Below are 18,870 nucleotides of genomic sequence, written 5' to 3'. Positions count from 1 at the left end.
GGTTCGTGATGCGAGACGAGGGCTTAGCCTTCGACGTGCTCCGCAAGGACCGTCAGCCCGTTTTCGCCGACTTCGGCAAAGCCGCCGCGGACCTCGATGGTCTCAGGCGCGCCGCCTTCGGTCTTGAAGACCTGCACCGCGCCGTCGCGGATCGTCGACATGAAGGGCGCGTGGCCCTCGAGCACGCCGAATTCGCCTTCCGCACCGGGAACGACGACCATGTGGACGTCTTCGGAGCGGACCAGCTTGGCCGGCGTGACGAGTTCGAAGTGGAGGGCCATGATCTTACGATTCCTCGGCGAGCTTCTTGGCCTTCTCGACCGCCTGGTCGATGCCGCCGACCATGTAGAAGGCAGCTTCCGGCAGGTGGTCGTATTCGCCGTCGACGACAGCCTTGAACGACTTGATGGTGTCTTCCAGCTGGACGAACACGCCCGGGATGTTGGTGAACACCTCGGCCACGTGGAACGGCTGCGAGAGGAAGCGCTGGATCTTGCGGGCGCGGGCCACGGTCAGCTTATCTTCTTCCGACAGTTCGTCCATGCCGAGAATGGCGATGATGTCCTGCAGGCTCTTGTACTTCTGCAGCGTTTCCTGGACCTTACGAGCGGTCTCGTAGTGCTCCTGGCCGACAACGCGCGGTTCGAGAACGCGGCTGGTCGAGTCGAGCGGGTCGACGGCCGGGTAGATGCCCAGCTCCGAGATCGCGCGGCTCAGCGTGGTCGTTGCGTCAAGGTGGGCGAACGAGGTTGCCGGGGCCGGGTCGGTAAGGTCGTCGGCGGGAACGTAGATGGCCTGGACCGAGGTGATCGAACCCTTGGTGGTCGAGGTGATGCGTTCCTGCAGGTTACCCATGTCGGTCGACAGGGTCGGCTGGTAGCCCACGGCCGAAGGAATACGGCCGAGAAGGGCCGACACTTCCGAACCCGCCTGCGTGAAGCGGAAGATGTTGTCGACGAAGAACAGGACGTCCTGGCCTTCCTGGTCGCGGAAGTATTCGGCCATGGTCAGACCCGAGAGAGCGACGCGGGCACGCGCGCCCGGAGGCTCGTTCATCTGACCGAAGACGAGGGCCACCTTCGAACCTTCGCTGGTGGCGTTGCCGTCGGCGTCCTTGGCGATAACGCCGGCGTCGAGGAATTCGTGGTAGAGGTCGTTACCTTCACGGGTACGCTCACCGACACCTGCGAATACGGACACGCCGCCGTGGCCCTTCGCGATGTTGTTGATGAGTTCCTGGATCAGCACGGTCTTGCCGACGCCTGCGCCGCCGAACAGGCCGATCTTGCCGCCCTTTGCGTAGGGAGCGAGAAGGTCGATGACCTTGATGCCGGTCACGAGGATGGCCGCTTCGGTCGACTGGTCGACGAACAGCGGGGCTTCGGCGTGGATCGGGGCGCTCTGCTCGGCACCGATCGGGCCGCGCTCGTCGATGGCTTCGCCGACGACGTTCATGATGCGGCCGAGGGTTTTCGGACCAACGGGGACCGAGATCTGCGCGCCGGTGTTGATCACTTCCTGGCCGCGGACGAGACCGTCCGTGCCGTCCATGGCGATCGTGCGCACGGTGTTTTCACCGAGGTGCTGCGCGACTTCGAGAACCAGCGTGTTGTCGCCGTTCTTGGTTTCGAGCGCGGTCAGGATGGCGGGCAGTTCACCTTCGAACTGCACGTCGACGACGGCGCCGATGACCTGGGCGATGGTGCCGTTGGGCGATTGGTTGAGTACGGGAGCGGTGGCCATGATCTATGTCCTGACTTGGGGTTTATCGCGCCTTAGCCGACGCAAACATTTTCCGGATCGGCAAAGGTCCATTCGCCTTCGCCTGCGGTAAGGGTTGCCTTGTTGCGGAGGTATTCGTCGTCGCCGAGGCCGAATTCGCAGATGACGTCTTCGGAACCGAGACCGGCGCGCTTGCACACCGCGGTGTTGACCGCTTCCTCGCTCGGGCAGGCTTCGGCGTACTTTGCCGTGAACAGCGCCTGGTCGGGCGCCGGGAGCGTTTCGATCGGCTCGGGCGCTGCAACTTCGGCCGGTGCCGGTTCGGCAGCCGGTTCCTCGCCGCAGGCGGCGAGAAGGGCGAGGGGCAGGAGGAGGGCGAAATTCTTCACGTAAACGTCCTTACAGCGCTTCTGCGCCGGCAATGATTTCGATCAGTTCGGTGGTGATCGCGGCCTGGCGGCTGCGGTTGTACTGGATCGTGAGCTTGTTGATGAGGTCGCCGGCGTTGCGCGTGGCGTTGTCCATCGCGGTCATCGAGGCGCCCTGTTCGGAAGCCTCACGCTCGAGCAGCGAACCGAACAGCTGCGTCTTCACGTAACGCGGCAGCAGCTCTTCGAGGATTTCCTCTTCGCCCGGCTCGTATTCGACCACGGCATCGCCGCTGTCGCCTGCACCCTCGGGCGAGGGGACCGGGATCAGCTGGTCGACCGTCGGGTCCTGCGCGAGGGCCGACTTGAACACCGGGTAGACGAGGTGGGCGACGTCGAATTCGCCCTTTTCGAAACGCTCGATCAGATCATCGGCAATCGCTTCGGCTTCCTCGAAGCCGACATTGCGGACGGCCGAGGTGTCGAAGTGCTTTTCGATGCGTTCGGCGTAGTCGCGCTTAATCGGGGCGCGGCCCTTCTTGCCGACGAGGTAGAACTTCACGTCCTTGCCCTCGGCAATCAGGCTGGCGGCCTTCTGCTTGGCGGCCTTGACGATGTTCGAGTTCAGACCGCCGCACAGGCCCTTGTCGGTGTTCACGACCACCAGCAGGTGGCGCTTGTCCGAACCGGTGCCCGCGAGCAGCTTGGGCGCGCTGTCACCGCTGACCTTGCCGGCCAGCGAAGCCATGACGCCCGACAGCCGCTCGGCATAGGGGCGCGCGGCTTCGGCAGCCGCCTGCGCACGGCGCAGCTTGGCCGCTGCGACCATCTGCTTGGCCTTGGTGATCTTCTGGGTCGACTTGACCGAGTTGATCCGGCCCTTGAGTTCCTTGAGGCTAGCCATTTCGGCTCCCTATCTTCGTGTCTCGTGGGCTCAGGCGAACTGCTTGGCGAAGGTCTTGAGCGCGTCGACGACCTTGTTCTTCACATCGTCTTCGAACTTGCCGGTGGTGCGGATGGTTTCCAGCACGTCGGCGTGTTCGGCACGCATGAAGCTCAGCATCTGGGCTTCGTAATCGGTCACGCGGTCCACCGGAACATCGTCGATGTAGCCGTTGGTGCCGGCGAAGATCGACACGGTCTGCTCTTCGAAGGGCATCGGCGAGAACTGCGGCTGCTTGAGCAGCTCGGTCAGGCGCGCGCCGCGGTTGAGCAGCTTCTGCGTTGCGGCGTCGAGGTCCGAGCCGAACTGCGCGAAGGCAGCCATTTCACGGTACTGCGCGAGGTCGAGCTTCATCGAGCCCGAGACCTTCTTCATCGCCTTGGTCTGGGCGGCACCGCCCACACGGCTGACCGACAGGCCGACGTTAATGGCCGGACGGATGCCCTGATAGAACAGGTCGGTTTCGAGGAAGATCTGGCCGTCGGTGATCGAGATCACGTTGGTCGGAATGTAGGCCGACACGTCGCCTGCCTGCGTTTCGATGATCGGCAGTGCGGTCAGCGAACCGCCGCCTTCCGACTTGTTCATCTTCGCCGCACGCTCGAGCAGGCGGCTGTGAAGGTAGAAAACGTCACCCGGGTACGCTTCGCGGCCCGGAGGACGACGCAGCAGGAGCGACATCTGACGATAGGCAACGGCCTGCTTGGAAAGGTCGTCGTATACGATCACGGCGTGCATGCCGTTGTCGCGGAAGAATTCGCCCATCGCAGCGCCGGTGTAGGGTGCGAGGTACTGCAGCGGAGCCGGCTCCGATGCGGTTGCGGCGACGACGATGGAGTATTCCATCGCGCCGTTTTCTTCGAGCTGCTTCACGATCTGCGCGACGGTCGAGCGCTTCTGGCCGACGGCGACGTAGATGCAGTAGAGCTTCTTGCCTTCGTCGTCCGAAGCGTTGACTTCCTTCTGGTTGATGAAGGTGTCGATGGCGACGGCCGACTTACCGGTCTGGCGGTCGCCGATGATCAGTTCGCGCTGGCCGCGGCCGACGGGAACGAGGGCGTCGATGGCCTTGAGGCCCGACTGCACCGGCTCGCTAACCGATTCGCGCGGGATGATGCCGGGAGCCTTCTGCTCGACCAGGCGGCGTTCGGTGGTTTCGATCGGGCCCTTGCCGTCGATCGGGTTGCCCAGCGCGTCGACGACGCGGCCTAGCAGGCCCTTGCCGACGGGGACGTCCACGATGGTCTGCGTGCGCTTGACGCTGTCGCCTTCCTTGATCTCGGCGTCCGAGCCGAAGATCACGGCACCGACGTTGTCGTTTTCAAGGTTCAGCGCCATGCCCTGAACGCCGTTGGCGAATTCGATCATTTCGCCGGCCTGGACCTTGTCGAGACCGTGGATGCGGGCGATGCCGTCACCAACGCTCAGCACGGTGCCCACTTCGCTGACTTCGGCTTCGGTGCCGAAATTGGCGATCTGGTCCTTGATGACCTTCGAGATTTCTGCGGCGCGGATATCCATGATGTGTGTCCTTTAAGCCTTCATGGCCTGGGAAAGCGAATTGAGACGGGTGCGGATCGAGGCGTCGATGCGCTTCGAACCGATGGTGACGACGAGGCCGCCGAGCAAGTCGGGATCGACCTTCGTGGAAAGCTTGACCGTGCGGCCTTCACGGGCCGTCAGCTTGGTCTTGAGATCAGCCAGCTGCGCGTCGGTCAGCGCGTGGGCGCTGGTGACTTCGGCAGTGACTTCGCCGCGCTGGGCTGCGGCAATCGCGCGGAAGGCGCGGATGACCTGCGGCAGCTGCGACAGGCGGCGGTTCTGCGCCAGCACGCCGAGGAAGTTCTGCGTCAGCTCCGAAACGCCGAGCAGGGCGGAGACGCCCCACAGCGCTTTCTTTGCCGCGTCGCGCGAAACTTTCGGGTTGGTGGTGACAGCGGCGAGCTCGTCCGATTCGGCGAGCGCGGCCTCGACCTTGGCGAGGTCCGATTCGACCGCGGTCACGGTTCCGTTTTCGCTAGCGAGATCGAACAGGGCCGAAGCGTAACGCCCTGCCAGGCTAGCCTGAATACCGGCGGAAATATCCACGCGCTTGAGGTCCTCTCGGGTCCGGAAGAAAAGTCCTTGCGAGCCATGCCGTTTGCGGACGAATAAGAGTCGCCCCGGCAAGGTCGGCGCGCGCCTAGCAAAGCCCCCTCGCTATGGCAAGCCGAGTCCGGTCCCGGAATCTGGACTCCTTTGCCCTTTGGCGTAGAATGCGTGGCACAAAGAAACCATTCGCGCGGGAGAGAGGCGATGAAGATGGTTCCACTGGCCCCCAAATGCGGGGTCGAGATTACCGGTGTGAGCCTGGCCGAGGCGGAAGGCGACACGCTCGATGCGATCAAGCAGGCGATTTACGAACACGGGGTGGCCGTGTTTCGCGGGCAGGACGATTTCACGCCCGAGGCCCATATCGCCTTTGCCAAGCGCTGGGGCGGGATCGACATCAACAACTATTTCCCGCTGACCGACGACCATCCCGAGATCGCCGTGGTCCGCAAGCGCGCCGACCAGACCACCAATATCGGCGGCGGATGGCACACCGACCATTCCTACGACCAGGTGCCCGCCATGGGCTCGATCCTGGTGGCGCGCACGCTGCCGCCCTCGGGCGGGGACACGATGTGGGCGCATATGGGCGAGGCCTATGACGCGCTGCCCGATGATCTGAAGGACGAGATCGAGGGGCTGGAGGCGTTCCACACCGCCGACCATATTTACGAAGAGGGCGGGCTCTACGCCAAGACCGACATGGGCAGCGATTTGCGCGGGCAGGGCCTGAAGACGGGCGCCACGCACCCGATCGTGATCCGCCACCCGCAGACGGGGCGCAAGCTGCTCTACGTCAACAGCGCGTTCACAGTGAACATCGTCGGCAGGACGCGCGAAGAGAGCCTGCCGCTGCTGCAGAAGCTCTACGCGGCGGCCACGGCGGCGGACAACACCTGCCGGCTCGCCTGGGAGCCGGGATCGGTGGCGATCTGGGATAACCGCACGACCTGGCACTTCGCGATGAACGATTACCAGGGATACGCCCGCGAAATGCACCGCATCACGCTGACCGGCGAACCGCTCGCGGCGTAGTGGTTGTAGTGGGTCAACCCAGCGTGCGGGCGGCCCAGATGATCGGGGATAGCGCAAGGAAGGCGAAGCCCACCGCCACCACCGACCAGCGCTTGGCGAACATCATGGCGATGAACAGCAGGCCGAACATGGTGTCGGGCCCCGCGCGCAGGAACACGTCGGCAGCCGTGTCGGAGGTCGTCAAGACGTGGCCGAGATAGCCAATGTGGATCGACCAGAAATAGAGGCTGGCGAGCAGCCACTGGTAGCGCCGGTTGCGCTGGTAGTATTCGGCCAGGTCCACACCCTCTTCGCCCACCTTGTCAGGCAGCGAAACCGCGGCGAGCAGCACCAGCATGACGAGCTGGAACATCACCGGCATGAACTGGGCAAAGGTGATCTGCCCGTCCGGCTGCGAAGCCGCGCCCCACCAATAGGCGATGATGCTGAGGAGGATGAACAGCGCAAAGGCCGGCTGCGCCCAGTGCCACTTCACCTTGTCGGAGCGCAGCACGCGGTTGAGGTTCTCAAGCTCGAAAGCGACCGCCACGCCGAGGACGATCGAGGCAAAGACGAGCGCCTGCTCCATTACTCCGCTTCCGTCCTGACGGTGCACTCATAGACGAGCCGCTCGTTCGCCTGGCGGGGCAACTGGCCGAGCACCTCGCTCTGCAGTTCGCCAAGCTGCGCGGCGGCGCCTTCGGCGGTGCAGGTGGGCGCTTCGTATTTGCCGCGCGCTTCGCGGGCCGCGCTCATTTCGTTGCGCGAGAGCAGGTAGCGTTCGGTGCGGAAGATGCGGCGGTCGGGATCGAAGCTGTTCACCGACACCGCGTCTTCGGATTGCGGCACGAACACCCGGCTCCAGGTGCCGCCGGCAAAGCCGTATTGCGTGCGCTCGTTGACGCAGCCCTCGGCGGTCCAGTCGAAAGCGACATCCTCTGTCTGGGCACCGGTCACGCGGCTGCGTTCGGGCACCAGCGTGCAGAGCAGGGCAAGGTCGCCCGGCTCGCCGGGGTCGCCGCCGCTGTCGGGGCCTTCACCGTCCTGCATCGCCGCAGCGACACGGCGGTCGATTTCGTCGAGGCCGGGGCGGGTGAGATAGGCCGCAAGCGCCGCCAGCACGCAGACCAGCGCCGCACCGCCGACGATGCGCATGCGGGTCTCGTCGCGCTCGTCCTCGCCCTGGTTCCACAGCGCCAGCGCCCATTGGCCGAGGCCAAAGGCGACGAGCAACAGGATGAAGGCGAGGAACAGGCGATCCTCGCGCTCGGTAATGACGCCCTGTTCGGCCTCGAGCTGCGCGCGTTCGCGCTTGGCGCGCTGGGCCTGGGTGCGTTCGGCCAGGTCCGCGCGGGCAGCGGCTTGTTCGCGCTGGAGCCTCTCGCGCTCAGCCTCGTCGAGATCGGCCATCGAGCGGCAGGGCGACCCGTTGACGCGCGGCTCGACCTCGTTGGCGCGCAGGAACGGCAGCAGCTCGCGGTTGGACACGGCGAAGAAGAACTCCGCATCGCCGCCCGCGTTGTCGGCGCCGAAGCTGTTCACCCCGACCACGCGGCCGCACGGGTCGACCAGCGGGCCGCCCGAATTGCCGCGCGCGATGGGGGCGGTGTGGAGGATGGTATCGAACTGGCGACTGGGCCGCGCGCCCGAAATGAAGCCGCGGCTCTTCACCGGCGGCTGGCTGCGGAAGATATCGGAGAGGTCGAGACCCTGCGCCCGGTCCACATTCATCGGATAGCCGACGCTCGTCACCTCGCCGCTGTCGGGCGGCAGGCCGCCGGCCATGGCCAGCGGGGGCAGGCGCAGCTCGCCGGTGATGCGAATGAGGGCGAGGTCGTTGCGGCCCGAAATCGCGACCAGCTCGCCATAGACCGCCTCGCCGCCGCCGCTCGGCACGATGCCGATCCGCATCGCCTTGTCGCGCAGCGCGTCGCGCACGACATGGGCGTTGGTGACCACGCGGTCGGGCGTGACGGCGAAGCCGGTGCCGTGACTGACGGGATAAAGCTCCCCATCGTCGACATTGATGATGACCACGCGCACTACGCCGCGCGCAGCGGCGTCGATATCGGCAGCGTCGGCGTGGGCCAGGTTTGGCACCGCAAGCGCAAGCAGCGCGGCCAGAAGCGTGAAAAGGCGTCCCATCCTGACGCCAGCTTTTGGCCTTCATCGGCTTTGACCGCAAGCTTCGGGATGCGCGCCGCTTCCGACTTGCGCACAAGCCTGTCGCATGAGCTATGGAGAACACCAGCGATGATCGATGCCGACCAAGCCTGGGCCGCCGTCAAGCGGCGCGACCGTTCCTTCGACGGGCGCTTCGTGACGGGCGTGCTGACCACGGGCATCTACTGCCGCCCGTCCTGCGCCGCACGTCACCCTGAGCGAGGCAATGTGCGCTTCTTTGCCGACGGCGCCGAAGCGCGCGCGGCGGGCCTGCGCGCCTGCAAGCGCTGCCTGCCCGACGATGTCGGCCGCGACGAGGCAGCGGTGCTTGCGGCGATCGACGAGATCAAGAGCTCGCATGGGCGTCCGACGCTGGACGAACTCGCCACGCTGACCGGCTATTCGGCCAGCCACTTCCAGCGCGTGTTCAAGCGCGCGACCGGCCTTTCGCCTGCCGCCTATGCCCGCGCGCTGCGCGAAGAGCGGGCGAAAGAGGCGCTGGGTTCGGCCAGCCGGGTGACCGATGCGATTTACGACGCAGGCTTCGAGACGCCGAGCCGCTTCTACGCCGCGATGGAGGGCAAGATGGGTATGACCGCGAGCGACTGGAAGAACGGCGGGGCAGGGCGCACGATCCACTATGCGCTGATCGATACGACGCTCGGCTCCATGCTGGTCGCCGCGACCGAGATCGGCGTGTGCTGCCTCAGCTTCAACGAAAGTGCGGAAGACCTGCGCAGGCGCTTCCCCAAGGCCGAGCTGGTCGAAGGCGGCGAGGAATTCCGCGCGCTGTTCGAACGCGTCACCGCTGCGGTCGAGGACCCCGCAGGCGGCACAGGCGCGGACATCCCGCTCGATGTGAAGGGCACGGCTTTCCAGCAGGCTTGCTGGCAGGCCCTGCGCGAGATCCCGCCGGGCGAGACACGCTCCTATGGCCAGCAGGCCGCCATGCTCGGCAAGCCCAAGGCCAGCCGCGCGGTCGGCAGCGCGAACGGCGCGAACAATATCGCGGTGCTGATCCCCTGCCACCGTGTGGTGCAGGCCGATGGCTCCATCGGCGGCTACGCCTACGGGCCAGATATCAAGCGCGAACTGCTCAAGAGGGAAGCGAAATGACGGACAAGATTGCAGCATTCACCGCCCTCCACGTGAAGGGCGATCCGCTGGTGCTCTACAATATCTGGGACGCCGGCTCAGCGCGCGCTGTCGCTGCGGCAGGGGCCAAGGCAATTGCAACAGGCAGCTACGGCGTCGCCGAGGCGAACGGCTTTAGTGACGGCGAAACGCTGCCGATCGAGATTGTGCTCGAGAACCTGAAGCGCATCCTCTCGGTAACCGATCTTCCGGTCACTATCGACATGGAAGCGGGTTATGGCGACACGCCGGAAGAGGTCGCGGCCTCTGTCCGCCAGGCGTTCGAACTGGGCGCCGCCGGGATCAACATGGAAGACCGCATGCCGGACAAGGTCGCACTGCTGAGCGTCGCCGAGGCCGCGGACCGCATAGCAGCCGCGGCCGGAACGGGCATCCATGTGAACGCACGAACCGACGTCTATCGCGGCGTCGATCCGGCCGACTATTCGGGGGCCATGATTGACGAGGTAACTGAGCGCGCGCAGGCCTATGCCGATGCGGGCGCCAAGAGCCTGTTCGTCCCCTTCCTCGGCGACCACGCCATCATCCGTGCGATCTGCGATTCCTCGCCGCTGCCCGTCAACGTTCTGTGGGCACCGGGACGCGGGACCACGGCCGAACTCGCGGCGCTGGGCGTTGCGCGTATCAGCCATGGCCACGGCCCCTGGGCGGCGGCGATGGAGCAGCTCACCGAAGCGGCGCGCGCGGCTATGGCGATTTGACGGGCCGCGATCCGCAGTTAGGAACGAAGTCTTGCGATGCAGGAGGAGAGCAGCCGTGACCACCCGTTCCAACGCCGACGTAGCAAGGGCTCTGTTCACCGCCTTTGAGACCGGCGACAACGAGACCGCGCTCCGACTGCTGGCGGAGGATTTTCGCGGCATCCAGAATGGCGGGCCGCCGATGGACCGCGAAACCCTGCTGAAGTTTGCGACCGCCTTCCGATCTGTGGTCAGCGGCTATCGCTACGCCAATATCACATGCTCCGAGACCGCCACCGGTTTCGTCGAGGAGCACGATGTCTGCGGCACGCTGCCGGACGGCACCGAGGTCCTGATCCCGGCCTGCGTCGTGGCCGAGATAAAGGGCGGCGTGGTCACCGAACTGCGCGAATATCTGGACACCGCGCGCGCGGCCGCGGTGCTCAAGGCGCTCGGCGGCTAGCGCGCCCAGCCGTCGCTGGCGGGCTCCAAAGTGTCGAGGAAGGCCTCCGCACTCTCCAGATACTCCGCCTGCTTTTCCTCACCCATGCGGTCCCAGGTGGAATAGATCCGCCCGATGCGCGGGTTCTTCTCCAGCCGCTCGCGGTGGCGGTGCATGAAGTGCCAGTAGAGCGGGTTGAAGGGGCAGGCGCCGTCGCCGGTTTTCTTGCTCACCGAATAGCGGCAGCCCGAGCAGTAATTGCTCATCTTGTTGATGTAGTTTCCGCTCGCCGCATAGGGTTTGGAGGCCAGCTTGCCGCCATCGGCGTAAAGCACCATCGCGCTCACATTGGGCAGCTCCACCCATTCGTAGGCGTCGGCGTAAACGGCAAGGTACCAGTCCTGCACATCGCGCGGGTTCACGCCTGCCAGCAGGGCAAAATTGCCGAGAACCATCAGCCGCTGGATATGGTGCGCATGCGCGTTCTCGCGCGTCGAACGGATGCTGTCGGCAAGGCAGGCCATGTCGGTCTCGCCGGTCCAGTAAAATTCGGGCAAGCCCCGCTGGGCGTTGAGCGCGTTGGCCTTTTGCAGATGCGGCATCTGGTGGAAGTAGAAGCCGCGCACATATTCGCGCCAGCCGATGATCTGGCGAATGAACCCCTCGACCGAATTGAGCGGGGCCTTGCCGTCCCTGTAGGCCTGCTCCGCGCGGCGGCAGAGGTCCAGCGGGTCGAGCAGGCCGAGGTTGATGCTGGTCGAAAGCATCGAGTGGAACAGGTCGTCTTCCCCTTCGACCATGGCGTCCTGATAGGGTCCGAAGCATTCGATCCGCTCGGAAAAGAAGGCGTCGGCCGCTTCCTCCGCCTCCTCGCGTGTCACCGGCCATTCGAAACGTTCGATACTGCCGAAGTGGTCGCCGAAGCGGTCCTCGACGAGATCGATCACCTTCTGCGTGATGGCGTCCGGTTCGAACTTGGGGCGCTCGGGCGCGGAGAGCCCCTCCTTGGGTGGCTTGCGGTTCTCGCTGTCGTAATTCCACTCACCGCCTTCGGGTTTGTCGCCATCCATGAGAAGGCCTGTCTTGCGGCGCATTTCGCGGTAGAAGAACTCCATGCGGAGCTCCTTGCGGCCCTCGGCCCATTCGTCGAATTCGGCCTGCGAACACAGGAAACGGTCATCGGGCAGGATCTCGACTTCGCAGGCGAACTTGTCGGCCCACTGGTCCATCGCCTCGCGCACCCGCCATTCGCCGGCCTCGACCACGCGCACGAGCCGCGGGTCGTGCTTCTCGATGGCGCGGGCCAGCTCGCCGGTGAAGCTGCCCGCGTTGTCCTTCGCGTCGAGCCTTACGTAGTCGACCGTCCAGCCCGCATCGCGCAGCTCTTCGGCAAAGTGACGCATGGCGGAAAAGATCAGCACGATCTTCTGCTTGTGGTGCCTGACGTAGGTGGCCTCGTCCCAGACCTCCATCATCAGCACCACCGTATCGTCCTTCGCCCGCCCGCGCAGGCTGGCAAGGTCACGGGTCAGCTGGTCGCCGAGGATGGGAACGAGGACGGGGCGGTCGGTTGTATCGGGCATTGCCGGGACAATGCGCGAGCGCGCCACTGGTGCCTCACACGAAGCTGTACGGGTCCACATCCACCGCCACGCGCACGCCGGGCGGGTGGTTCACCTGCGCCAGCCAGCGGCGGATCACGTCCTGCAAATGCACGCTGCGCCGCGCGTTGATGAGGAAGCGGTAGCGGTAGCGATTACGCAGCAGCGCCATGGGTGCGGGCGCCGGGCCGAGAATGAGGCACTCGGCGACATCGGGGCGGAAGGCGCCGAGGCGGTTGGCGGCCTCACGCGCTTCGGCGTCGTCTTCGGAGGAGATGATGATCGAGGCCCAGCGGCCGAAGGGCGGAGCGCCGGCTTCGCGCCGCATTTCAGTCTCGGCGGAATAGAAAGCGTCGCGGTCGCCTGCCGCAAGGGCCGCGATGACGGGCGCTTCGGGATGGCGGGTCTGGAGCAAGACCTCGCCCGGCTTCGAGCCGCGCCCTGCGCGCCCGGCGACCTGCGCGACCTGCTGGTAGGTCCGCTCGCCCGCGCGCAAATCCCCACCTTCAAGGCCGAGGTCCGCATCGACCACGCCGACCAGCGTCAGTTCGGGAAAGTGGAAGCCCTTGGTGACAAGCTGCGTCCCGACGATGACGTCTATTTCGCGCGCTTCGACCGCAGCGATGAATTCCGCCGCGCGGCCGGGGGAATTGAGCGTGTCCGACGTGGCGACGAACACACGTGCATTTGGGAGGCGCTCGGCCACCTCGTCGGCAATGCGTTCGACACCCGGGCCACAAGCGACAAGGCAATCGGGCTCGCCGCATTCGGTGCAGGCCTGCGGGGCGGGGGCCTCGTGCCCGCAATGGTGGCAGGCGAGGCGGCGGGTGAAGCGGTGTTCGACCAGCCAGGCGCTGCAATTTGGGCACTGGTAGCGAAAGCCGCAATTGCGGCACAAAGTCAGCGGCGCATAGCCGCGGCGGTTCAGGAACAGCAGCGACTGTTCGCCGCGCTCCAGCCGCTCCTCGATCCCGTCGACCAGCCTTTGCGCCAGCCACATGCCGTGCGGCGGCTTTTCCTCCGTGAGGTCGATCGTGTCGATGGTGGGCAATTGCGCCCCGCCGAAGCGGCTGGGCAGGTCGACCTTCGCATAGACCCCGCTTTCGGCCATTTGCAGGCTTTCGAGCGCGGGCGTCGCGCTGGCGAGGACCACCGGTACCTTCTCGAAGTGGCCGCGCATCACGGCGACGTCGCGCGCGTTGTAGCGCACGCCGTCTTCCTGCTTGAAGCTCGTCTCGTGCGCCTCGTCGACGACGATCAGGCCGAGCTTGGCAAAGGGCAGGAACAGCGCCGAACGCGCGCCCACGACGACCTGCGCGCTGCCATCGGACACGGCGCGATAGGCGCGGCGGCGCTCGGTCGATTTGAGCGAGGAATGCCACAGCACGGGCGCCGCGCCGAAGCGCTCCTCGAAGCGGTGGAGGAAGTTTTCCGTCAGCGCGATTTCGGGCAGCAGGACGAGGACTTGGCGGCCCATCTTCAGCGCCTCGGCGACGGGTTCGAAATAGGTTTCGGTCTTGCCCGATCCGGTCACCCCGTCGAGCAGGAAGGGCGCGAAGTCGGCCTTGCGCACGGCCTCGGCAAAGATGGCGGAGGCTTCGCTCTGTTCGGGGCTAAGTTCGACCTGCGCGAAATCCGGGCGTGCCTCGTCATAGGGGCGGTCGCAATCGACCTCGACCGGCTCCAGCGCGCCCTGATTCACGAGGCCGCGCAGCACGCCTTCCGAGACGCCGGCAATGCCCGCCAGCTCGCGGATCGTGGCCTGTTCGCCTTCCAGCGCTTCCATTGCCGCCTGCCTCTGCGGGGTCATGCGTTCGGGCATGCCGCCGGTGAGGCGGTATTCGGTCATCGTCGCCGGCCCCTTGAGCGCGCCGCCTGAGGAGAGCGCCATGCGCGCCACGCTGGCGAGCGAGGCTACGTAGTAATCCGCGGTCCATTCGATAAGCCGCCGTAATCCTGCGGAAAGTGGCGGGACCGGCAGTATCCCTCTCAAAGGCCGCAGCTTTTCCGCCGGAACCTCGGTCCCGGGCAGCCGTTCCGCTTCCCAGACGATCCCGATAACCGTGCGCGGACCAAGGGGGCATTCGACCACCGATCCGGGCGCGACCGACAGGCCTTCGGGCACCTTGTAATCAAGGGGACCTAGGGCAGCGTTGAGGACAAGGCAGCGCACGCGGTTCATTGCCGGGCCATATGGGCGCCGCAATAGGCGCGAAACAAGGGTGGGATGAAAGAGGACTGACGATATGACCGATATTCTCGTGAAACCCACCGGACGGCGCGCCTTCCTTGGCGGCATGGCGGCAACCGGCGGCCTTGCGGTCCTGCCGGGCTGTTCCGCGATCCCCGGCTTCGGCCTGGTCGATGCGGTCCAGCGGATCCTGTTCCTGTCCAGCGAGCGCGCCTTTGCCCGCATGCTCGAAGGCGGCGGGTTCTGGGACCAGCAGGTCGACCGGATCGGGCTGGGCAACCTGCTGGGAACACGCGGCGATACGCTGACCCGCATTCTCACCTCGGCGCTGTTCAAGAACCGGCTCGAAGGCGCCTTCGCCGATATCGCCTATGAAGGCGCGCAGCGTGCCGCGCCGCTGGTGACCGAAGCGGTGCGTACCATCGGCATCCAGAACGCGCTGGAACTGGTCCGCGGCGGCCCCACGGCGGCAACGACCTTCCTGCGCGGCGCGATGGGCCGCTCGCTGGTCGAGGCCATGGTGCCCGAGCTCGGCCGTGCGATGCGCGTCGCCAGCGATCCGCTGGTTGGCGAACTGCTGCGCGGGCTGACCGGGGTGGACTTGGCCGGGGCGACGACCCGCTTTGCCGACAATCTCGACAACACCATCTGGAGCGAGATCGGCGTCGAGGAAGCGGCCATCCGCCGCAATCCCGAGGCCACGCGCGACCCGCTGATCATCGGCGTGTTCGGAGCCGGTTCGACCTACTGATCGCCGCGCACCAGCGCCAATAGCGGGCGGATCACCGGTTCGAGCGCGCCCGGCTGGCTGGCGCTGCTCAGCATGACCCAGGCCTCGTTCCGGCGCCCTTCGCTCGTGAAGGTGAGCAGTTCGAAGCCGCGCTCCGACCCGTCGATTTGCGCCGAGAAACCGGTGAAGCGGCGCGTGTTCTCCTCGCCCAGCAGGTTGCTCTCCATAAGGAATGCGTAGAAGCGCCGCAGGTCGGATAGCGTGGAAAACATCCCGCCGCTGCCCAGCACCAGCCAGGATGTCGGGCCCCAGTTGGGCGGGATATTCGGCAGGCCCACCTGCTTGCCGCCGCCAACGGCAAAGGCCTCCAGCGGAAGGCCGCGACTTTCGCCATAGTCGCCAGTCCGCTCCATCCCGGCAGGATCGAAGAAATTGGCGCGCAGGAATTCGGCATAGGACTGGCCGCTGCGCTTCTCCACGATCGCGGCGAGCACGCCGAAGGCCCAGTGCGAATGCTCTTCGCCTTTGCCCGGCGCAAACAGCAGCGGGATCGCCATGGTGCGCGCGATGAACTGATCGCGCGTGATCCACGTGAGGTCCGCATCGGCATCGCTGGCGTTGGCGGGAAAATCGGGCAGGCCCGACTGGCCGTTCATCATTTGCGCAATGGTCATGCCGGCGCGGTCGGCAGGGACATTGTCGAAATGGTCCGCCAACGTGTCGTCGAAGGAGAGCCTGCCTTGCTGCTGGAGGAGCATCACCGCAGCCAGCGTGAAGTCGATCGGACGCGACCCGATGCCAAACACCGTGTCTTCGTCGATCGCGGAACCGAGCTGCACGTTGGCCATGCCATAGGGTTTGGACAGCACTTCGGTCCCGTCGAGCCGGATGTGGACCAGCCCGCGGCGCCCTTCCATGTAGGCGTCCATCCGCTCCTCAAGGTTGGCGCGGGTCAGCGGCGGGGCCGGCGCTTCGCTGGGCGGCGAAACCTCCTGCGCCAGCGCGCTCACAGGGGTGAAACTCAAGGCAATCGCGGCCATCATGGCTGTGCGCATCGGGGTGTCCCTCCATCCCGGTGTAAATTTGACTACAGCTGTAGATACCGTTCCGCGCCGCGATAGCCAGCGCTCACAGCACGAACGGCGCATTGCCTTCGACAAAGCGCAGATCGTGTCCACAGCGCCTGCGCCGGTCTGTTCCTGCGGAACGAGCCTGCTATGCGGGGGTGCAATCGCGGCGAATCGCGCCGCCCGTTTCTTTCTTCGGAGTCCGCAGCCCATGAAATTCTTCGTCGACACCGCCGACATCGCCGACATCAAGGAAATGGCCGACACGGGCCTCCTCGACGGCGTCACCACCAACCCGTCGCTGATCGCCAAGTCGGGCCGCGACTTCATGGAAGTGACCAAGGAAATCTGCGGCCTGACCGATGGCCCCGTCAGCGCCGAAGTTGTCGCGCTCGACCATGAAACGATGATGAAGGAAGCCGAAACGCTGCGGAAGATCGCGGACAATGTCTGCATCAAGGTTCCGCTGACGATCGACGGCCTCAAGACCTGCAAGAAGCTGACCAGCGACGGCACGATGGTGAATGTCACGCTGTGCTTTTCCGCCAACCAGGCGCTGCTCGCCGCCAAGGCGGGGGCGACCTTTGTTTCGCCCTTCATCGGCCGTCACGACGACAACGGCTTCGACGGCATGGAACTGATCGGCGATATCCGCCTGATCTACAACAATTACGGCTTCGAAACCGAGATCCTCGCCGCTTCGATCCGCAACCCCGTCCACGTGCTGCAGAGCGCGCGCATTGGCGCCGATGTGGCGACCATGCCGCCGGCCGTGATCAAAGGCCTGTTCAAGCACATCCTGACCGACAAGGGGCTGGAAGGTTTCATCGCGGACTGGGAAAAGACTGGTCAGAGCATTCCGACGTCCTAATTAGGTACGCGTGGCAGACCGGACACCCCTCGATAGCTTCAAGCAGGCGCTGACCGGCGCCGCGCGCGCCCTTGCTCACGAACCGGAAGTGGAGGTCGCGTGGAGCGCCGATGCCCCGGCGCAGGCGGGCAAGAACTTCCGCGTGCCGCTGCCGGGCCGCAACCTGCCGCGCGAGCAGGCGACCGAGGCGCGCGGATTTGCCGACAGCTTTGCGCTCAAGCTGCGCCACCATAACGAAGGGCTGCATTCCAAGGGTGCGCCGCCCGAACCGATTGCGCGCGCCTGCTACGATGCGATCGAGCAGGTCCGCTACGAAGCGATCGGATCGACGCGCTTTGCCGGCATTCGCGACAATCTCAATTCCGCGGTGAACCTGCGCACAGCCTCGGACGCCATCGTGCGCGCGGAGGAAGCAAGCGAAGTACCGCTGCCGACCGCGCTTTCGCTGATGCTGCGCGAGGCGCTGACTGGCGAAGCGGTGCCAGAGCGGGCAAAGGCCGGCGTCGACCTGGTGCGCGAAGATATCCTGTCGAAGATCGGCACCGACATGGAGAGCCTTGCCGAAGCGCTCGACGACCAGCGCGCCTTCCAGGACCTGACGCTCGACATATTGCGCGATCTCGACCTCACGCTGCCGGAGAATCCGGAGCCGACCGATTCCGAGGACGGCGAAGACGAGGAAGGCGAAACCCCCGAGGAGCAGGACAGCGACGAGGAAGACCAGGGCGAGGCCGAACCGCAGTCCTCCGATGCGCGCAGTGAAGTCACTGACGGCGAGGCCGATGGCGATGCCGACCAGGACGTCGAGGGCGAGCAGGAAATGTCCGACGGCGATCCGTCCGACGATGGCGAGGAGGGCATGCAGCCCGTCCGCCCCAATCGCCCCTGGACCGAGCTGCCCGAAAATTTCGACTACAAGCCCTATACCGAGAAATTCGACGAGGTCGTCGAAGCGCCCGAGCTGTGCGACAACGAAGAGCTCGACCGGCTGCGCGCCTATCTCGACAGCCAGCTCGCCGGCCTGCAGGGCGTGGTGACGCGGCTTGCGAACCGCCTCCAACGCCGCCTCATGGCGCAGCAGAACCGCAGCTGGGATTTCGACCAGGAAGAAGGCCTGCTGGACGCCGCGCGGCTGACCCGCGTGGTGGTCAGCCCGGGCCATGCGCTCTCCTACAAGATCGAGCGCGACACCGAGTTCAAGGACACGGTCGTAACCCTGCTGATCGACAATTCGGGATCGATGCGCGGGCGGCCGATCAGCATTGCCGCGATCAGCGCCGATATCCTTGCGCGCACGCTGGAGCGTTGCGGGGTGAAGACCGAAATCCTCGGCTTCACGACCCGCGCCTGGAAGGGCGGACAAGCCCGTGAGATGTGGCTGTCCGACGGGCGGCCCGCGCATCCCGGCCGCCTCAACGATCTGCGCCACATCCTCTACAAGAAGGCCGACGAGCCGTGGCGCCGCGCGCGCCGCAACCTCGGCCTGATGATGCGCGAAGGGCTGCTGAAGGAAAACATCGACGGCGAGGCGCTGCTGTGGGCGCACAACCGGCTGCTCGCGCGCCCCGAAGACCGCCGCATCCTGATGGTGATTTCCGACGGCGCGCCGGTCGACGACAGCACGCTGAGCGTGAACCAGGCGGGCTATCTCGAAGGGCACCTGAGGAAGGTGATCGACTGGATCGAAAAGCAGTCACCCGTCCAGCTCGCCGCCATCGGCATCGGCCACGATGTGACCCGCTACTACAAGCGCTCGGTGACGATCATGGATGTCGAGCAGCTCGGTGGGACGATTATCGAGCAGCTTGCTGATCTGTTCGAGGTGGAGTGAT

The 18,870-nt window shown here is 65.6% G+C and carries 18 protein-coding genes; 7 read left to right on the top strand and 11 right to left on the bottom strand.

The annotated features are described in order from the left end of the window. Nucleotides 1–23 precede the first annotated feature (23 nt). From KUV82_RS11125 to KUV82_RS11100, 6 genes are read right to left on the bottom strand one after another with little or no spacing between them, the layout of a single operon-like run. Nucleotides 24–281: an ATP synthase F1 subunit epsilon gene (locus KUV82_RS11125; protein ID WP_219954338.1), complete on the bottom strand. Its 258-nt coding sequence runs from the start codon at nucleotides 279–281 to the stop codon at nucleotides 24–26. Nucleotides 282–285: 4 nt separating this feature from the next. Beyond that, nucleotides 286–1,743, bottom strand: a complete 1,458-nt coding sequence (gene atpD / locus KUV82_RS11120; protein ID WP_219954337.1) for a F0F1 ATP synthase subunit beta — start codon at nucleotides 1,741–1,743, stop codon at nucleotides 286–288. Nucleotides 1,744–1,775: 32 nt separating this feature from the next. Beyond that, entirely contained in the window at nucleotides 1,776–2,111 is a 336-nt protein-coding gene (locus KUV82_RS11115) for a hypothetical protein (RefSeq protein ID WP_219954336.1), read from the bottom strand. A 10-nt stretch (nucleotides 2,112–2,121) separates the two neighbouring features. Continuing rightward, complete coding sequence (locus KUV82_RS11110; protein ID WP_219954335.1) at nucleotides 2,122–2,994, bottom strand: F0F1 ATP synthase subunit gamma; 873 nt, start codon at nucleotides 2,992–2,994, stop codon at nucleotides 2,122–2,124. 30 nt (nucleotides 2,995–3,024) lie between these two features. Beyond that, complete coding sequence (atpA, locus tag KUV82_RS11105; protein ID WP_219954334.1) at nucleotides 3,025–4,554, bottom strand: F0F1 ATP synthase subunit alpha; 1,530 nt, start codon at nucleotides 4,552–4,554, stop codon at nucleotides 3,025–3,027. Nucleotides 4,555–4,566: 12 nt separating this feature from the next. Further along, nucleotides 4,567–5,121, bottom strand: a complete 555-nt coding sequence (locus tag KUV82_RS11100) for a F0F1 ATP synthase subunit delta (RefSeq protein ID WP_219954333.1) — start codon at nucleotides 5,119–5,121, stop codon at nucleotides 4,567–4,569. Nucleotides 5,122–5,328: 207 nt separating this feature from the next. On the opposite strand from KUV82_RS11100, the gene KUV82_RS11095 reads away from it, so the two are divergent. Further along, the gene (locus KUV82_RS11095) at nucleotides 5,329–6,159 is read left to right on the top strand and encodes a TauD/TfdA dioxygenase family protein (protein ID WP_219954332.1); all 831 of its coding nucleotides are present in this window, start codon (nucleotides 5,329–5,331) and stop codon (nucleotides 6,157–6,159) included. Nucleotides 6,160–6,172: 13 nt separating this feature from the next. On the opposite strand, the gene KUV82_RS11090 is transcribed toward KUV82_RS11095, so the two are convergent. Both KUV82_RS11090 and KUV82_RS11085 read right to left on the bottom strand, forming a co-directional pair. Continuing rightward, nucleotides 6,173–6,727 carry a hypothetical protein gene (locus tag KUV82_RS11090; protein WP_219954331.1) on the bottom strand — a complete coding sequence of 185 codons (555 nt, stop codon included), beginning with the start codon at nucleotides 6,725–6,727 and terminating at the stop codon, nucleotides 6,173–6,175. Continuing rightward, nucleotides 6,727–8,283 (bottom strand): S1 family peptidase, encoded by a 1,557-nt coding sequence (locus tag KUV82_RS11085; protein WP_219954330.1) that lies wholly within the window; start codon nucleotides 8,281–8,283, stop codon nucleotides 6,727–6,729. Before KUV82_RS11085 ends, KUV82_RS11090 begins: the two co-directional genes overlap by 1 nt. A 108-nt stretch (nucleotides 8,284–8,391) precedes the next feature. Here KUV82_RS11085 and KUV82_RS11080 point away from each other — a divergent pair, with 108 nt between their 5' ends. The 3 genes from KUV82_RS11080 to KUV82_RS11070 are packed head-to-tail and all read left to right on the top strand — an operon-like array spanning nucleotide 8,392 to nucleotide 10,599. Then, on the top strand, nucleotides 8,392–9,417 hold the full coding sequence (locus KUV82_RS11080) for a bifunctional transcriptional activator/DNA repair enzyme AdaA (RefSeq protein WP_219954329.1): 1,026 nt from the start codon (nucleotides 8,392–8,394) through the stop codon (nucleotides 9,415–9,417). Continuing rightward, the gene (locus tag KUV82_RS11075; protein WP_219954328.1) at nucleotides 9,414–10,157 is read left to right on the top strand and encodes an isocitrate lyase/PEP mutase family protein; all 744 of its coding nucleotides are present in this window, start codon (nucleotides 9,414–9,416) and stop codon (nucleotides 10,155–10,157) included. Before KUV82_RS11080 ends, KUV82_RS11075 begins: the two co-directional genes overlap by 4 nt. Before the next feature lie 55 nt (nucleotides 10,158–10,212). Next, entirely contained in the window at nucleotides 10,213–10,599 is a 387-nt protein-coding gene (locus KUV82_RS11070; RefSeq protein ID WP_258319733.1) for a nuclear transport factor 2 family protein, read from the top strand. Here the strand turns inward: KUV82_RS11070 and KUV82_RS11065 are convergent. Next, nucleotides 10,596–12,161 (bottom strand): cryptochrome/photolyase family protein, encoded by a 1,566-nt coding sequence (locus tag KUV82_RS11065; RefSeq protein ID WP_219954326.1) that lies wholly within the window; start codon nucleotides 12,159–12,161, stop codon nucleotides 10,596–10,598. The genes KUV82_RS11070 and KUV82_RS11065 overlap by 4 nt on opposite strands. Nucleotides 12,162–12,195: 34 nt before the next feature. Then, nucleotides 12,196–14,361: a primosomal protein N' gene (locus KUV82_RS11060; protein WP_219954325.1), complete on the bottom strand. Its 2,166-nt coding sequence runs from the start codon at nucleotides 14,359–14,361 to the stop codon at nucleotides 12,196–12,198. A 64-nt stretch (nucleotides 14,362–14,425) separates the two neighbouring features. Here KUV82_RS11060 and KUV82_RS11055 point away from each other — a divergent pair, with 64 nt between their 5' ends. Further along, nucleotides 14,426–15,121 (top strand): DUF4197 domain-containing protein, encoded by a 696-nt coding sequence (locus KUV82_RS11055; RefSeq protein ID WP_219954324.1) that lies wholly within the window; start codon nucleotides 14,426–14,428, stop codon nucleotides 15,119–15,121. Here the strand turns inward: KUV82_RS11055 and KUV82_RS11050 are convergent. Beyond that, nucleotides 15,115–16,155 (bottom strand): serine hydrolase domain-containing protein, encoded by a 1,041-nt coding sequence (locus KUV82_RS11050; RefSeq protein WP_219954323.1) that lies wholly within the window; start codon nucleotides 16,153–16,155, stop codon nucleotides 15,115–15,117. The genes KUV82_RS11055 and KUV82_RS11050 overlap by 7 nt on opposite strands. Before the next feature lie 223 nt (nucleotides 16,156–16,378). On the opposite strand from KUV82_RS11050, the gene fsa reads away from it, so the two are divergent. Both fsa and cobT read left to right on the top strand, forming a co-directional pair. After that, complete coding sequence (fsa, locus tag KUV82_RS11045; RefSeq protein WP_219954322.1) at nucleotides 16,379–17,038, top strand: fructose-6-phosphate aldolase; 660 nt, start codon at nucleotides 16,379–16,381, stop codon at nucleotides 17,036–17,038. Between the two features lie 10 nt (nucleotides 17,039–17,048). Continuing rightward, nucleotides 17,049–18,869 carry a cobaltochelatase subunit CobT gene (cobT, locus tag KUV82_RS11040; protein WP_219954321.1) on the top strand — a complete coding sequence of 607 codons (1,821 nt, stop codon included), beginning with the start codon at nucleotides 17,049–17,051 and terminating at the stop codon, nucleotides 18,867–18,869. The last annotated feature ends 1 nt before the right edge of the window (nucleotide 18,870 follow it).

Origin of the sequence: Qipengyuania flava (assembly GCF_019448255.1) — a bacterium.
GTDB lineage: Bacteria > Pseudomonadota > Alphaproteobacteria > Sphingomonadales > Sphingomonadaceae > Qipengyuania > Qipengyuania flava_A.
Note: the sequence above shows the minus strand (reverse complement) of the source record. Positions and strands in the feature narration are given on the sequence as shown.

What these genes read in the sequence shown, in the direction of transcription:
- KUV82_RS11080 (WP_219954329.1), top strand. Translation starts at nt 8,392, where the DNA reads ATGATCGATGCCGACCAAGCCTGGGCCGCCGTCAAGCGGCGCGACCGT.
- KUV82_RS11090 (WP_219954331.1), bottom strand. Translation starts at nt 6,727, where the DNA reads ATGGAGCAGGCGCTCGTCTTTGCCTCGATCGTCCTCGGCGTGGCGGTC.
- KUV82_RS11075 (WP_219954328.1), top strand. Translation starts at nt 9,414, where the DNA reads ATGACGGACAAGATTGCAGCATTCACCGCCCTCCACGTGAAGGGCGAT.
- KUV82_RS11085 (WP_219954330.1), bottom strand. Translation starts at nt 8,283, where the DNA reads ATGGGACGCCTTTTCACGCTTCTGGCCGCGCTGCTTGCGCTTGCGGTG.
- KUV82_RS11050 (WP_219954323.1), bottom strand. Translation starts at nt 16,155, where the DNA reads ATGCGCACAGCCATGATGGCCGCGATTGCCTTGAGTTTCACCCCTGTG.
- KUV82_RS11055 (WP_219954324.1), top strand. Translation starts at nt 14,426, where the DNA reads ATGACCGATATTCTCGTGAAACCCACCGGACGGCGCGCCTTCCTTGGC.
- KUV82_RS11110 (WP_219954335.1), bottom strand. Translation starts at nt 2,994, where the DNA reads ATGGCTAGCCTCAAGGAACTCAAGGGCCGGATCAACTCGGTCAAGTCG.
- atpA (WP_219954334.1), bottom strand. Translation starts at nt 4,554, where the DNA reads ATGGATATCCGCGCCGCAGAAATCTCGAAGGTCATCAAGGACCAGATC.
- fsa (WP_219954322.1), top strand. Translation starts at nt 16,379, where the DNA reads ATGAAATTCTTCGTCGACACCGCCGACATCGCCGACATCAAGGAAATG.
- KUV82_RS11125 (WP_219954338.1), bottom strand. Translation starts at nt 281, where the DNA reads ATGGCCCTCCACTTCGAACTCGTCACGCCGGCCAAGCTGGTCCGCTCC.
- KUV82_RS11095 (WP_219954332.1), top strand. Translation starts at nt 5,329, where the DNA reads ATGAAGATGGTTCCACTGGCCCCCAAATGCGGGGTCGAGATTACCGGT.
- atpD (WP_219954337.1), bottom strand. Translation starts at nt 1,743, where the DNA reads ATGGCCACCGCTCCCGTACTCAACCAATCGCCCAACGGCACCATCGCC.
- KUV82_RS11060 (WP_219954325.1), bottom strand. Translation starts at nt 14,361, where the DNA reads ATGAACCGCGTGCGCTGCCTTGTCCTCAACGCTGCCCTAGGTCCCCTT.
- KUV82_RS11065 (WP_219954326.1), bottom strand. Translation starts at nt 12,161, where the DNA reads ATGCCCGATACAACCGACCGCCCCGTCCTCGTTCCCATCCTCGGCGAC.